This is a genomic window from Lactiplantibacillus herbarum, assembly GCF_001039045.1.
In the GTDB taxonomy this organism is placed as follows: Bacteria; Bacillota; Bacilli; order Lactobacillales; family Lactobacillaceae; genus Lactiplantibacillus; species Lactiplantibacillus herbarum.
This window is the reverse complement of sequence record NZ_LFEE01000030.1, coordinates 14,233-26,599: the sequence shown is the minus strand read 5'-3', so window position 1 is coordinate 26,599 and position 12,367 is coordinate 14,233. Positions and strand designations below refer to the sequence as shown.

The following is a 12,367-nucleotide window of genomic DNA, read 5'->3' as shown; positions in this document are numbered from 1 at the left end:
AGGCATACCAACACTTTCATTGAATAATTAGCTTTCAACCTTTAGGTAAAAAATAAAACGCGATGCCTAGCCCCGTTAATTGCGAGTTTGGCATCACGTTTTATTAGTGAAAAACAGTTAATTTTTTGATGTAGTAAGCTGATTAATCTTCTTCGTCAGCAGTTGGCATTGGATTAGCATCAGTATCAGCCGTAGCTGCTTGCATCTTACCGAGAACGGCACGAGCGAGTGGTCCAACGATCAATAGTTGTAATGGTAAGGCAACAATCAAGTTGAAGATCCAAGTGTGACCATAAGTTGCTAAGACGTGGCTACCAGAAAGTTCGCCTTCCATAGTAATCCCGAATAATGACATACAAGTAACCATCCCTAAGACCATCAATACTGAAATAGTGATCCCGATTAAGATAACTCGTTTGCGCATGTAGTCGTTAATGATGTATTTGAATGCTAAGCCCTTTGCGATTGGTCCGACAACCAATAGATCAAGGATGATCGCAACGAGTAAGCCGAGTGGATAGCCGCTGATAATGGCTAAAGGTAGGCTGCTACTGAAGCCTTGAGCAAGGGTAACGTTGTAGGCGGTCATGACGAAAACCATTAGACCAGCCATGATGGCAGTGAAAACAACTTCTTCTTTTAAATTGCGTGGCATTGTATAAAACACACTCCTAATATTAGTATCGGTTGATTACTATAGCACGTAAGAAGGGGGTGTCATAAGTAACAATTTGATTACAAATTATAAAACGTTTACAGAGTGGTCACAAAGTAAACTTAATTGAAAGCTTAAGTTTTGATCTAGAACTGGTAAACGTTGGTAAAGTTTCACAACATAGCGTATGATTTAGGTAGTGGAATGATAATTTGATGGGGAGTTGATTATCGTGAAAAAAACATTGATCAGTACTGTAGTGGTGGGGGCTGTCGTCCTGTTAGGCGGTGGCTACTACTTATGGCCAGCAACGGATAGTAGTCCACGAGTGAGTGAGACTAAATCAGTTGTGTCAAAGAACAAGGCTAGTCAGAAAAAGAGCTCAACGGCAGCTGAAAAAAAAGCGGCTACTAGCTCGTCAGCTAGTGAGAAATCAACTGTTACTGGTTCAACTAGTAGTAATTCGACTGCTTCTTCAACTAGTAGTTCAGCAAATGGTTCGGCAACGAGCCAAAGTACTAGTTCAAGTAAAGCTATGCCTGCGAAACAAGATGAGACAACTAGTTCGAGCGGTTCAGCTGTAACTAGTACCAAATCATCAGTCAATCAATTAACTACGGCGCAAGTCAATGATTGGGCATGGCAACAAGTCGCGCCACAGTATCAGAATACTAAGGCAGTTAAACAAGATTTTAGCTTTAATCAGTACCAACAAGCCGGTTTGGTTTATGTAGAAGTTTATGAAAATCAAAACAGTGGGGTGGCTCATCTAGCTGGTCGTTTCCGGGTCAATGCCCAGGGACAATTAGAGCAGCAACAGTTAGCCCAAGGTGATGTGTGGCAAGTAGTTGCGACATCACCAACGAACTAGAATTATCATAAAAACATCTTGTAATCAAAACGGATTACGAGATGTTTTTATACAGGAGACTTGTAACCGCCTTCTTGCCAAGTGACGCTAAGTAAGTCATACTAGATTAAACAAGTAAACATAGGGTGGCAGAAGGAATGGCAAAAGAGAAACATGAGATTTATGATGAGAAGGACAAGCGATTAGGACGACTGATTCTGAAGGCAATGGGTATCATTGCCTTAGTTGGTGGAATTATTGGACCGTTCGTGTACTTGATGAATGCGAATTGGGGACGTGAACTAGGGACCATAGCTGTATTGTGTGGTGGTGTCTACATGTGCTTTGGTCCTAAAGGGCGCACGGCTGGTGGACAGTGGATCGCACTACTGAAGACGTTGGGATTAGGATTGCTGATCTTGGTGTACTTTGCGCTCGTTATCAAATTTCTTGGCTAATAAATGATTTATTAGGTAGCGAACTAAAACACTTTACTTACTTTTAGTATGTGTTAAACTATAGTTATTATAAAATATATTGGAGGCATTTTCATGGCAACAGCAACTCTAAGTGACGAAGAAATTCGCGAACGTATCAAGACGGGAAAACACATGTTATTCTTCACGGCAGATTGGTGCCCAGATTGCGCCTTTATCAAACCAGTCATGCCTCAGATTGAAGCTAAGTATGACCAATATGATTGGATCACGGTTGACCGTGATGCTAACATTGAAATTGCTCAAGAAATGGGTGTCATGGGGATTCCTAGCTTTGTTGGAATCGAAGATGGCGAAGAAACTGGTCGTTACGTTGACAAGTTCCGTAAGACCCAAAAACAAGTTGAAGATTTCTTAGATACTTTAGAAAAATAGTTTGTTGAATGCGCCCGTAATGATTGGTTAACAATTGTTGCGGGCGCATTTTAATTGGTTTTATAGGTATTGTCTGCTACACTGTTAACTATTAATTTTGGAAACGGTGATAAATATGGCAACAAATTTATTTGAAGACGTAATTGTACGGACAACTAAGTTTGATGAACTACCAGTACTGCATGTATTTGCGGCTAGTCAGGCGCAGACTAAGTTACCAACAATCATCGACTATCATGGTTGGACAACACAGACGGCGACTGAACTATCAGCGGCTTACCAATTAGTACGGGCTGGTTTTCGGGTTATCATTCCTGCAGCCCACTTACATGGCAGTCGCAATGACGGGACAGACCTTGATCGCCATCCTGAACATTTCTGGTCGATCGTCGGTCATTCAGTCGCGGAATTTCCACAATTAGTGGATGCGTTAGTTGCGGCCGGAATCAGTGATCGCAATCAGATTGGGATTATGGGAACTTCAATGGGCGGGATTACGGCAGCTGGTATCATGGCGACTCAACCAGATGTTGTGGCCGGCGTTTCTCTGATTGGCTCACCAGAACCAGTGGCGTTTGCCAAGGATCAGGTCAGCCAATTGCCAGCTCAATTACAAGCTAAGCTACCTGAAGCATTAATTGCGCAGACCTACCAGCAATTAGCACATTTTGATCTCTCGGAACAGCCTGAAAAGTTGGCTGGGCGACCAATGTTCTTCTTCAATGGAACCGCTGATCAGATGGTACCATACAAGTACATTAGCGATTTTAAGCAACGTTTCGAGCAGACGCCAGCGTTGGCACAGACCGTCTTCAAACGTGCTGAGGGTGGCGTACATCACGTGCCTCATAAGATTCAAGAAGCGGCCGTAGCTTTTTTGGCAGAGCAGTTAATTAAATAAGGTCGATAAAACGTGTTCCTAAGTGATCATTACATTTAAGTGATGGCAACTTGGAACACGTTTTTTAGTAGTGAATCGAAACGGTGCTTCTGAGCGTAAATAAACTAGAACAAAGAGGATTGATTTGTTCTAGTGATGACTGATAATAAAATTAATCATCAAATTATGGTTGTTTACAATTGAATTTTAGACAATGCAGATATATAGTAATAATTGTAAATGAAAGCGATAACAATAACTTAAAAGAAGGCATTCACTATGGCAAAAATGATTGAAGCATCCGTTGCAATGTTAAAGGTTTTAGAGGCTTGGGATATTAAGCATATTTATGGTTATGCTGGCGGTTCGTTCAACTCGACCATGCACGCGTTAGACGTCGAAAAGGAACGACTAGAATACGTCCAAGTGCGCCATGAACAAGTTGGGGCACTTGCTGCAGCGGCCGATGCTAAATTAACGGGTAAAATAGGGGTAGCATTTGGTTCAGCTGGTCCCGGTGCGGTTAACCTACTAAACGGCTTGTACGATGCGAAAGAAGATCATGCGCCAGTGCTTGCCTTAGTTGGCCAAGTTGCCCACACTAATATGAACTATGATTATTTCCAAGAATTTGCGGAAGAACCAATGTTTAGTGACGTGGCGATCTACAACCGGACTGTCATGACGGCTGAAAGTTTGCCATACGTGATTGATAAGGCGATCAGAGCGGCTTACCGTGACAATGGGGTTGCAGTGGTCACCATTCCTAATGACTTTGGCTATGTTGAAATTCCAGATATTGCTTATGATTCAGCAAGTATGCCTGCCAAGTTGAGTGGGGTACCAGCGATTGAAGATACGCAAGTTGTAGATGTCTTAAAGATGATCAAGGATGCCAAATACCCAGTCTTCCACGTTGGTCAGGGGACCCGTGGTGCGACCGAAGATATGATGGCCTTGGCCGAGCGGTTACAGGTCCCAATTATTATTACCGGTTTAGCTAAGGGTGTCATTCCAGATAGTTTTGCCGGCAACATGGGCAGTGCTTATCGGGCTGCTTCTAAGGCAGCGGATGAACTAATGGCGATTACGGATCTCGTTATTTCCGTAGGGGCTGACTATTCGTTTGCACAGATCATGTACACGACTCACGATTTCAAATACGTTCAGATTGAGCTTGATCCGGGCAAGTTTGGCCGTCACCACCACTTAGACTATGGGATTAACGGTGATGCTAAACAGTTCGTAAAACGCGCATTGGCACTTAGCGAACCAGCCGCACCATCACCATACTACCAGGCAGCGCAGGCTGACATGGCGGATTGGAAAATGTACTTGAAGAAACTCAGTGAACGGACTAGTGATCCATTGGAATACGAACAGGTCTATCAAGAAATTAACCGGGTTGCTGAGGACGATGCCGTCTTCTCAATGGATGTTGGTGACAATACTATCAATAGTTTCCGGTTCCTTAAAATGAATCCAAAGCAGAAATTATTGACCTCCGCACTGTTTGCAACGATGGGAGCAGGTGTCCCAGGTGCAATCGCAGCCAAGATGAGTTATCCAGAGCGGCAAGCATTCAATATTGCTGGTGACGGGGCGTTCTCAATGGTGATGCAAGACTTATTGACCGAAGTGAAGTACCACTTACCAGTCTTCAATATTGTGACGTCAAACCGGACGTTGAACTTTATTAAGTCTGAACAGGAAGACATTCCACAACCATTTTATGGGATTGACCTGATTGATGCCGATTTCGCTAAGATTGCAGAAGGTATGGGCGTTAAAGGGATTCGTGTGGATCACTTTGATCAATTGCACGCGGCGTTTGAAACAGCGATGGCTGAAATCAAAGCCGGTCGTCCAGTCTTAATCGATGCCAATATTACGGACAAACGTGGTTTACCAGTTGAAATTTTGGATGTGGACCCAGCTAAATCCTCCGATGCTTCAGTATCAGCCTTCAAGGAGAAGTATGATGCTAATGAATTGAAACCATTGGCAACCTACTTTAAAGAATTTAACGTTCAGTAAACTGAATTTAGATTAAAATAAAGCACTCATCTAGTATTGATAGCTAGGTGAGTGCTTTATTTTAATGGTATTTATCGCACCACGTAGACCTGATCGTGAATCAAATCAAATGGTCGGAAGTGGGCATTCAACTGCTCAACGGCAGCGTCATTCTGGTATTCAGCTTGGTCCCAGAACTGCTTGGAACCAGTAGCGCCGTACTGCTCGCCGATACAGATCAGCGGCACGTCGTATTCACTGTTACGAATGGCCTGAAGCAAGTCCCAGTCAATCGTCAGCTTATCGGGTGACCACGCCATGATGACGTATTTGATCTCGCTAGCATATTTATTGAAAGCACTGACAGCGTCGAGGCCTTCAATCGCGGTGACCGGCTGGCGACCCGTTTGATTGTCTGCTTCGTGTGTCCAATCCTTAGAGTCGGTTGTATAGACGGTTTGGCCAGGGTGCAAGCGACGCAAACCTTTAGAGATATAGCCATTGCCAGCCATGACTTCTAGTACGGGCACGTTACCAGTAAAATCAGCAAGGTCTTTTAGGAATGGGGCACTGATGTAAGCCCACATACCGTATTTATCCTCAATATAGTCGCGGAAATCGCGTAATAATTGATCGACTTTTGGCAAGGCCACTGATAGGCGTTCCCATTCAGCATCGCCCGCTGGATCACCCATCGCATAAGTCTGATTGATGCGTTCAAAGAGTTCGTCTTGGAAGTTATCGGGAATTTGCAGGACGGGTAGCTGCTGGGGTGGAATTCCCGCAGCCATTAGTCGGTCACTTTCCAAGATGTTATTGATCAGTACCAGTACTTTGGGATCATCTTTGAAGAGTTCGCGGTACCGGGTGAGTTGTTGGATATAAGGCGTGACGGCTTGCTGTTTAGCCCTTTTTTTTAGTTGTTTTAATTTCTTGGGATTCATTGAAAACTCCTAATCATCAAAATGTAGGTCGAGTTCTTCCTGTCCACTGGCGTCAGTCGTGTTACGGTGCTGACGTCCGTGAAGGTAGCCGTCCATCAATTGAAATAGTTCGTAACGGTCTTCACTGGATAATTGATCCTGGTTAAACATCAGTGGTTTACCAGAGAGAAAGATGCGGCCAAGGTCGTATTCTTCTTGATCTGATTTACCTGATAGGTAGTCAGTTGTAACGTTGAAAAATTCTGCTAACTTACGGACTTCCAAGTAGGAAGGGGTCCGTAAGTTGCGTTCCCAGTTACCAATTTGCGCGGCAGTGTTGCTGCGCGACGTTTGGTCTGCGGCGGGAAGGTCATTGAGAGCTGAAGCAAGTTCGGCTAACGTCATTTTTTGACCACGACGTAAAGCTCTTAAACGTTCTGGAAACATGTGCTCACTTCCATTCTTTTAGATTAACGGTGCGGATAGGGCCATAAATTCATCAATATCGCGTTTGATCAGAGCGACACCAGCTTGCCAGAAAGCTGGCTTGGTTAGATCGACACCCAGATGTTTGGCTGCGAGTTCTTCAGTCGACATATTAGCAGTATCACGTAACAAGGCAATGTAGCGGCCTTCAAAATCTGGTTGATGCTTAGCCTGCGCGTAGATACCTAGGCTGAAGAGATAGCCAAAGGTGTATGGGAAATTGTAGAACGGTACGTCTGAGATGTAAAAGTGTAACTTGCTAGCCCAGAACATCGGGTGGTAAGTGCCTAATGCGTTGCCGTAAGCATCCTGTTGAGCGGTTAACATTAATTGGGACAGTTCGTCAGCGGTGACGAGTCCTTGTTGACGGGCTTCATAGAAGCGTGTCTCGAAAAGGTAACGGGCACGGATGTCCAAGAACATCGCTAGTGGATTCTGCATTTTAGCATCCAATAACGTTAGCTTTTCCTTGGCGTTGTCAGCAGCCTTAACGCTTGCATCAGCTACGATGAGTTCTGCAAAAGTTGACGCCGTTTCAGCCACGTTCATCGCGTAATCTTGGCGCCATAGTGGTAGATCCTGAATGACGTGTCCGTGAAAAGCGTGACCGAGTTCGTGAGCTAAAGTAGCGGTATCATTTGGCGAACCGGTGAAAGTCATGAAGATGCGTGATTCATGACTTTCAGGTAAGTTCTCCATGTAACCACCGGGACGTTTGTTAGGGCGGTTAGCAGCTTCGACCCACTGGTGTTCTAAAGCATACTGAGCTAGGTCACCCATCTTGGGGCTGAACTGCCGAAAGTTCTTGATGACAAACTCAGCGGCTTGATCGTAAGTCTGACTAGGTGCTGTGCCTAAGGACAATGGGGCGTCGATGTCTTGCCAATCAATTTGGGTTTTACCTAATAACGCAGTCTTGCGTTCAAGGTAACTGAGCAACATCGCTTGGTTGTCAGCCACGACTTGGTACATCGTGTCGAGGGTGGCCTGACTCATGCGATTTAGTTCCAATGGCTTTTGCAAATAATCATCGGTACCATGAGCACGGTAATTAGCTAAGCGGAAACCGGCCAGATGATTCAACGTGTCAGCTAATGGAGCAGCTTGTTGTTGCCAAGCTTGTTCCCAATGACGCATTAGTTCAGCTCGCTGAGCATTGGGCATAGCTGCGGCTAACATGTTCTGAGCTTGGCCAGCAGATAATGTGTGTGTCACGCCATGTTCATCAATGTAGGGGATTTCAATCTGATTAACAAGGGTATCGTAGTGATCGCTCCAACCTTGGAAGCCGTCGAGCGCTAAGTTATTGATCAGGGCTTCCGTATCATCGTCAAGTAAAGCTAAACCTTGCTTGCGCATTTCAGTTAAATTGAATGCGACCGCTTGAAGGGCTGGTTGCTTGATTAGTGTCTCAAAAGTAGCGTTATCAAGTTTAACCAGTCTTTTTTTGAACCGGGTCATCAGATCAGTTAACTGATTATCCAATTGATAGAGTTGATTCAATCGAGGCGCTGCCTTGGTATCGCTAGCATTAGCGGATTGAAAGGCGACGACAAAGACGGTTGCTTGGTCGATACCAGCTTGAATCGTTTGCAAGCTGTCAACGAGTTGGGCAAACCAGTCGGCATTGGGCGTGTCCGCGGTTGCGTGCCATTTAATAAGGAGATCTGCTGTAGTGGTCAGTTGTTGTTTGATCGTGGCGATTTTAGCAGTCAATGCGGGTGAATCAATTCCACCAGCGAAAATGCTGTCTAAATCCCACGTTTCGGAATAATGCATAAAATGGCCTCCTGAATTTGGTCTAGTTATCTTTAATTATAAACGTTATCATGTCAGTAGTGGCGAAATTTTCCTGATTTAAACAGGATTTTCGTGAATCGTATGAGGGAGTGAGTAGTAATGAAACGATGGTGGATCGCGTTAGGCGTGGTAATCATCCTATTAGGTGGTGGCTTGATCGGTGCGGGGAGTTATTTTTATCACGTGGCGATTGCCAGGGGTGACAAGGATTTTGTAACGCAGAGTACGACATTATCGAAGAAGAGTTCGGTCTATCATCAGAAATATTGGTACTTGCACGCCCGTAAGCAGACGTGGACAATTGAATCCCATGACCATTTAAAATTAGTGGCGTGGTATATTCCGGCTAAAAATTCACGTAAGACGGTGGTCTTAGCACACGGCTTTGCTGGAAATAAATCGCTGATGGGCGCTTGGGCTGGTATGTATCATGAATTAGGCTACAACGTCTTAGTTCCCGATGCTCGAGCAGCTGGGGACAGTCAGGGAAACGCTATTGGCTACGGCTGGTTGGAACGGCGTGATGACTTGCAGTGGGCGCGAACCGTTGTTAAACGTACTAACACGACTCAGATTGTGATGAGCGGAATCAGTATGGGTGCGGCTGGCATGACCATGGCTAGCGGTGAACAGCAGATTCCACAGATCAAGGCGTACGTTGTTGACAGTCCATTTACGAGTGCCAACGCGATCATCAGTTATCAGGCGGGGCAACTCTATCACTTGCCGGCCTTTCCACTAGTTAACGTGACGAGCCTGATTACCAAAATGCGTGCGGGTTACAGCTTTAAGGAAGCTAACGCGGTGACGCAGGTTCGCAAGAACCATCTACCAATCATGATTATCAGTGGCACTAAGGATGATTTTGTTCCTACTTCAATGAGTAAAAGCCTGTATAAAAATGCTAATCAACCGAAAGAGCTCTGGTTGGTTAAGGGTGCCGGGCACACGACGGCGATTACCCAGGATTATCAACGGTATAAGCAACACGTGCGGAAGTTTTTAGAACAATATGTAAAATAGAGTGGGCCACAAGGCGGTTAGTTTGCGAGCATTAACGTGGAACCAGCGCTTATTCCGGTTTTTGGAATGGTCGCTGGTTTCGGGTTAAGCGGAACAAACTGCCTTTTGGCGCACATTTCGGCCATTAACGTTCGGAATACTCAAAAAGGCTATGACTTATGTCACAGCCTTTTTGAGTTCTCTAATTTAAGCCCGGTAAGGCATTTGATACTCGATACCCACGCTGTCTTTAAGTGTAGCCAAGTATAACTGGTCTAAAGCAGCTGGGCCGCTATCATGACTTGCTCCCCAAGTGGTTAGCGCTTGGTTGAGTTGTTTAGCGACTTGATGGTGATCAGCAACGCAGTCTAACTCTTGAGCAGCCTTAGCTAATAATTGCTGTAACTCTGGAATGGCCTGAACAGCTGGGGTGCTGTAGGCGATGTCGATGGCACGGGTTAGTGCGATTGCATTTTCGTTTTTTAACATGTGACTCATCCCTTTTGGTTTAATATGAATAAATGATAAGACTACTTACTAACCTAAGTATAGCGCTGTTGATAGAATATTGAAACGGAGAATGTAACCGCTGTCACGCAACTCAAAAGTTTTCTATTTTAAAGGAGTAGTTTGGAAAGTAATTGTGGTTGATTGCTTTTTAATCGGCGTGGTGTTATATTGTAATAGATAAATATAACACTAGGGAGGCCGGTAAGTTGAAATTTGATGACAAGGTACCAATTTATTATCAAATCAAGCAGCATGTCTATCATGAGATGATGACGGGGGCTTTACAGCCGGGGGCTAAATTGCCGGCAGTACGTCAGTTAGCGCTTGATTTGACCGTTAATGTCAATACGGTTCAACGAGCGTTGAGTGAATTGATTGCAGAAGGCACGCTGGTTTCCCAGCGTGGCAAGGGCAATTTTGTCACTAGTGATCAGGAGCTGATTGCGCGGCTAAAAGAAACGTTAATCATGACGCAACTTGCCGTAGCCTATGATCAGCTACACGGATTAAATATGAGTGATGATGAAATCATAACGAGTATGCAGCGTTATATTAAGCAACGGGAGGTCCAGACAGATGACAGCATTAACGATTAAAGATTTACGTTACAAGCATAACCAACATTTGATTCTGCACGATGTTCAACTCGAATTAGCACCAGGGAAAATTATTGGGTTGCTCGGTGAGAATGGGGCCGGTAAGACAACGCTGATGCGTTTGATTACAGGTAGTGCAAAGGGAAAAGGGACCATTGAAGTTAACGGTGCAACGACTGCCGTTACTCGTAAACAACAAGTCAGTTTTACGGATCACTTGAACGGATTTAACAGTGGTATTAAATTGCAACAGATTGTTAAGTTCTATCAATCAGTTTATCCAGACTTTAACAGCGACCGTTATCAAGAATTATCAACTTTCTTAAATCTTGATGGTCAGCAGAAATTAGCAGCGTTGTCTAAAGGGACGCGTGAAAAATTGATTATTGCGTTGACGTTGAGTCGCCAAGTTGCGCTCTACTTATTAGATGAACCTTTCAGTGGTATCGACAGTATGAGCCGCAAGAAGATTATCAATAGTATCATCAAGTGGACGCCAGATAATGCGACCTTACTAATTAGTGACCACTATGTAACCGAGATTGCACCGATCCTCGATGAAATTGTCGTGGTGAAGGATCAAACGGTTAGTGTCCACAAAGGCGCTGACGAGATTCGAGATCAGCAAGGAATGGAATTAGAAGATTATTACGAAAGTTTGTATGCAGGAGGTGACACACATGACTAGTAGTTGGTCATTATTTAAAGCATTTAGTTGGCCACGTTTTATGCGGATGAACCTGTTATTAGGGTTGGAATTGTTGGCCGTAGTCGTGACTAGTCTATGGACAGCCATCAAAGGTAACTTTACGACGGCCACACTTTTCTATAATCTGTGCGCCTGGGCGATGTTACCACTCCTGGTTGGGTTTGTGATGTTGGCAGTTAATAACGAGAAGACGGTACGGGCGACCACTTATCGCTTACTACCAATTAGCGATTGGAAGTTCTATACGTTGAATCTGACGGCTTCACTGGTTAACATGATTTATCTCTGGTTGATGCAAGCTATTTTATTTGCACTGACATTGACACTGGGCTGGTCAACGTTGACGACCGGTTTCAACATGAGTGCGATGTTTTTCAACCAATTTAGTTTAAGCAGTGGCTTCTGGCAAGCAATTGCAGGTGCCTTTCTAGTTATCATCTTAGCGATGGTATTGGTCTGGAGCACGATTTCGTTGATCCACTTTGCAACGAATGCGACGGCAGGTTTCTTACCTCGTTTCCGGCAACAATTTGTGAATGTGATTATTACGATCGTCGTGATTTACATTGCGTTCCGTGTTGCTAGTGCTCTCATCGGCATGGTTAGCTATTTATCTAGTCAGCTCGTTAATCAGGGTAATGTCAGTTCAGTATGGACTAGCATTTTAGTCATGCTGGCTGTTATCCTGGTCGAAGGTGTGATTAACACGCTCGTCTTACAAAAATGGGTTGAACCTACGTTAAATTAAGGTTTAACTGAAAAAAGAACCACTAACCAGTGAATCGGTTAGTGGTTCTTTTTTCACTTTTAAATTTATGATTGTTGATGGTTAATGCGGGTTTTTAGGTTTCCGAATATTAATAGTCGAAACGTGCGCCAGCAGGCAGAGACCTCCGCTTAGCTAGCACTCGGTTTTTAGTGCACTCTCGATTGTTTTTAGATAAAAAACGTGGTGGTAATTACTGCTTTTTCAGTACTCCGAATATTAATAGTCGAAACGTGTGACATAAGGCAGTTTGTTCCGCTTAACGCTAAAACCGGCAACTATTCCAAACCCAGGAATAATTC

Annotated in this window: 14 protein-coding genes; 9 read left to right on the top strand and 5 right to left on the bottom strand. The window is 44.3% G+C overall.

Annotation, left to right across the window (positions count from 1 at the left end):
* Nucleotides 1-142: 142 nt before the first annotated feature.
* Nucleotides 143-655: a DUF2798 domain-containing protein gene (locus ACG95_RS09625; RefSeq protein ID WP_048000316.1), complete on the bottom strand. Its 513-nt coding sequence runs from the start codon at nucleotides 653-655 to the stop codon at nucleotides 143-145.
* A 232-nt stretch (nucleotides 656-887) separates the two neighbouring features.
* Between ACG95_RS09625 and ACG95_RS09620 the strand changes: the two genes are divergently transcribed.
* The 5 genes from ACG95_RS09620 to spxB all read left to right on the top strand — a co-directional run bounded on the left by ACG95_RS09620 (nucleotide 888) and on the right by spxB (nucleotide 5,294).
* Nucleotides 888-1,526 carry a hypothetical protein gene (locus ACG95_RS09620; RefSeq protein WP_048000315.1) on the top strand — a complete coding sequence of 213 codons (639 nt, stop codon included), beginning with the start codon at nucleotides 888-890 and terminating at the stop codon, nucleotides 1,524-1,526.
* Nucleotides 1,527-1,663: 137 nt separating this feature from the next.
* Nucleotides 1,664-1,963, top strand: coding sequence for a hypothetical protein (locus tag ACG95_RS09615; RefSeq protein ID WP_048000314.1), 300 nt, complete (start codon nucleotides 1,664-1,666; stop codon nucleotides 1,961-1,963).
* 93 nt (nucleotides 1,964-2,056) lie between these two features.
* Nucleotides 2,057-2,377, top strand: coding sequence for a thioredoxin family protein (locus ACG95_RS09610; protein WP_048000313.1), 321 nt, complete (start codon nucleotides 2,057-2,059; stop codon nucleotides 2,375-2,377).
* A 115-nt stretch (nucleotides 2,378-2,492) separates the two neighbouring features.
* A complete protein-coding gene (locus ACG95_RS09605) occupies nucleotides 2,493-3,278 on the top strand; it encodes an alpha/beta fold hydrolase (RefSeq protein WP_048000312.1) in 786 nt (261 codons plus the stop codon).
* Nucleotides 3,279-3,536: 258 nt separating this feature from the next.
* The gene (gene spxB, locus ACG95_RS09600) at nucleotides 3,537-5,294 is read left to right on the top strand and encodes a pyruvate oxidase (RefSeq protein WP_048000311.1); all 1,758 of its coding nucleotides are present in this window, start codon (nucleotides 3,537-3,539) and stop codon (nucleotides 5,292-5,294) included.
* 71 nt (nucleotides 5,295-5,365) lie between these two features.
* Here the strand turns inward: spxB and ACG95_RS09595 are convergent, their stop codons facing one another.
* The 3 genes from ACG95_RS09595 to ACG95_RS09585 are packed head-to-tail and all read right to left on the bottom strand — an operon-like array spanning nucleotide 5,366 to nucleotide 8,461.
* Nucleotides 5,366-6,217, bottom strand: a complete 852-nt coding sequence (locus ACG95_RS09595; RefSeq protein WP_048000310.1) for a hypothetical protein — start codon at nucleotides 6,215-6,217, stop codon at nucleotides 5,366-5,368.
* A gap of 9 nt (nucleotides 6,218-6,226) precedes the next feature.
* Nucleotides 6,227-6,643: a helix-turn-helix domain-containing protein gene (locus tag ACG95_RS09590; RefSeq protein ID WP_048000309.1), complete on the bottom strand. Its 417-nt coding sequence runs from the start codon at nucleotides 6,641-6,643 to the stop codon at nucleotides 6,227-6,229.
* An 18-nt stretch (nucleotides 6,644-6,661) separates the two neighbouring features.
* Complete coding sequence (locus tag ACG95_RS09585) at nucleotides 6,662-8,461, bottom strand: M3 family oligoendopeptidase (protein WP_048000308.1); 1,800 nt, start codon at nucleotides 8,459-8,461, stop codon at nucleotides 6,662-6,664.
* Nucleotides 8,462-8,581: 120 nt separating this feature from the next.
* Between ACG95_RS09585 and ACG95_RS09580 the strand changes: the two genes are divergently transcribed.
* Nucleotides 8,582-9,505: an alpha/beta hydrolase gene (locus ACG95_RS09580; RefSeq protein ID WP_048000307.1), complete on the top strand. Its 924-nt coding sequence runs from the start codon at nucleotides 8,582-8,584 to the stop codon at nucleotides 9,503-9,505.
* Nucleotides 9,506-9,691: 186 nt separating this feature from the next.
* On the opposite strand, the gene ACG95_RS09575 is transcribed toward ACG95_RS09580, so the two are convergent.
* Nucleotides 9,692-9,973, bottom strand: a complete 282-nt coding sequence (locus tag ACG95_RS09575) for a bacteriocin immunity protein (protein ID WP_048000306.1) — start codon at nucleotides 9,971-9,973, stop codon at nucleotides 9,692-9,694.
* A 227-nt stretch (nucleotides 9,974-10,200) separates the two neighbouring features.
* On the opposite strand from ACG95_RS09575, the gene ACG95_RS09570 reads away from it, so the two are divergent.
* Genes ACG95_RS09570 through ACG95_RS09560 form a run of 3 tightly spaced genes read left to right on the top strand, consistent with a single transcriptional unit; the run spans nucleotide 10,201 to nucleotide 12,047 of the window.
* Nucleotides 10,201-10,590: a GntR family transcriptional regulator gene (locus ACG95_RS09570; protein WP_048000305.1), complete on the top strand. Its 390-nt coding sequence runs from the start codon at nucleotides 10,201-10,203 to the stop codon at nucleotides 10,588-10,590.
* Nucleotides 10,571-11,278 carry an ATP-binding cassette domain-containing protein gene (locus ACG95_RS09565; RefSeq protein WP_048000304.1) on the top strand — a complete coding sequence of 236 codons (708 nt, stop codon included), beginning with the start codon at nucleotides 10,571-10,573 and terminating at the stop codon, nucleotides 11,276-11,278. Before ACG95_RS09570 ends, ACG95_RS09565 begins: the two co-directional genes overlap by 20 nt.
* Nucleotides 11,271-12,047: a hypothetical protein gene (locus ACG95_RS09560; protein WP_048000303.1), complete on the top strand. Its 777-nt coding sequence runs from the start codon at nucleotides 11,271-11,273 to the stop codon at nucleotides 12,045-12,047. The genes ACG95_RS09565 and ACG95_RS09560 overlap by 8 nt, the downstream gene beginning before the upstream one ends.
* Nucleotides 12,048-12,367: the final 320 nt, after the last annotated feature.

Excerpts from the sequence above, each read along its gene's own strand:
- ACG95_RS09625 (WP_048000316.1), bottom strand. The coding sequence starts at position 655 with ATGCCACGCAATTTAAAAGAAGAAGTTGTTTTCACTGCCATCATGGCT.
- ACG95_RS09615 (WP_048000314.1), top strand. The coding sequence starts at position 1,664 with ATGGCAAAAGAGAAACATGAGATTTATGATGAGAAGGACAAGCGATTA.
- ACG95_RS09610 (WP_048000313.1), top strand. The coding sequence starts at position 2,057 with ATGGCAACAGCAACTCTAAGTGACGAAGAAATTCGCGAACGTATCAAG.
- ACG95_RS09605 (WP_048000312.1), top strand. The coding sequence starts at position 2,493 with ATGGCAACAAATTTATTTGAAGACGTAATTGTACGGACAACTAAGTTT.
- spxB (WP_048000311.1), top strand. The coding sequence starts at position 3,537 with ATGGCAAAAATGATTGAAGCATCCGTTGCAATGTTAAAGGTTTTAGAG.
- ACG95_RS09595 (WP_048000310.1), bottom strand. The coding sequence starts at position 6,217 with ATGAATCCCAAGAAATTAAAACAACTAAAAAAAAGGGCTAAACAGCAA.
- ACG95_RS09590 (WP_048000309.1), bottom strand. The coding sequence starts at position 6,643 with ATGTTTCCAGAACGTTTAAGAGCTTTACGTCGTGGTCAAAAAATGACG.
- ACG95_RS09585 (WP_048000308.1), bottom strand. The coding sequence starts at position 8,461 with ATGCATTATTCCGAAACGTGGGATTTAGACAGCATTTTCGCTGGTGGA.
- ACG95_RS09580 (WP_048000307.1), top strand. The coding sequence starts at position 8,582 with ATGAAACGATGGTGGATCGCGTTAGGCGTGGTAATCATCCTATTAGGT.
- ACG95_RS09575 (WP_048000306.1), bottom strand. The coding sequence starts at position 9,973 with ATGTTAAAAAACGAAAATGCAATCGCACTAACCCGTGCCATCGACATC.
- ACG95_RS09565 (WP_048000304.1), top strand. The coding sequence starts at position 10,571 with ATGACAGCATTAACGATTAAAGATTTACGTTACAAGCATAACCAACAT.
- ACG95_RS09560 (WP_048000303.1), top strand. The coding sequence starts at position 11,271 with ATGACTAGTAGTTGGTCATTATTTAAAGCATTTAGTTGGCCACGTTTT.